At 54.7% G+C, this 554-nt stretch carries 1 protein-coding gene; it reads right to left on the bottom strand.

Translation table 11 applies throughout. The features are described 5' to 3' along the window. The coding region (locus tag P0652_RS18730) for a hypothetical protein (protein ID WP_284180431.1) at positions 1-203 on the bottom strand (203 nt) is incomplete at its 3' end. Between the last annotated feature and the right edge of the window lie 351 nt (positions 204-554).

Genomic DNA, 554 nt, shown 5'->3' with positions numbered 1-554 from the left:
GTCGAGATGTTGTTGTTCACCGCATTGATGTTGCGGGAGCGCGACAGCATCGTCTGGGACATGTTGTAGCGGGTGGCATCATCGGCAGCACCGAAGATATTCTTGCCGGTCGCGACCCGCTTCTGCGAGATCAAGAAAAGTTCATTCGTCGTCCGGAGGATCGACACATTCGCGGCCGTGGCAGCGTTGAACACAACGCTCATCGTGTTGCACCTTCTGTTGCAATGGCCGGCCATCCTGGCGAATAGCGTCGGGGGGCGGGTTGTCTCCTCTTGTCAGCACTGCAACGTTGCCAGAACACATCTAAGTGAGAGTGAATGGCATAGATTCAAGTATAATGATGCCTAAGCAGGGTAAACTTGAAATTTATGCTTAACTATAATGATCATTTATTGAATTATTGCCGCTGAGCGCTCAAGAAAAAGGGCGGCAGGTTTCCCTGCCGCCCCTGTTTCGTTGTGGTCCTGAAGGCCGCTTAGCCGAGCAGGCGGAGCAGCGACTGGGCATTCGCCGAGCCGGCCGAGAAGGCCTGGACAGCGAACTGCTGCTGGGTC

It is taken from the genome of Rhabdaerophilum sp. SD176 (assembly GCF_030143245.1).
GTDB lineage: Bacteria > Pseudomonadota > Alphaproteobacteria > Rhizobiales > Beijerinckiaceae > Rhabdaerophilum.
The sequence above is the reverse complement of the archived record's forward strand: the minus strand, read 5'-3'. Positions and strand labels throughout refer to the sequence as shown.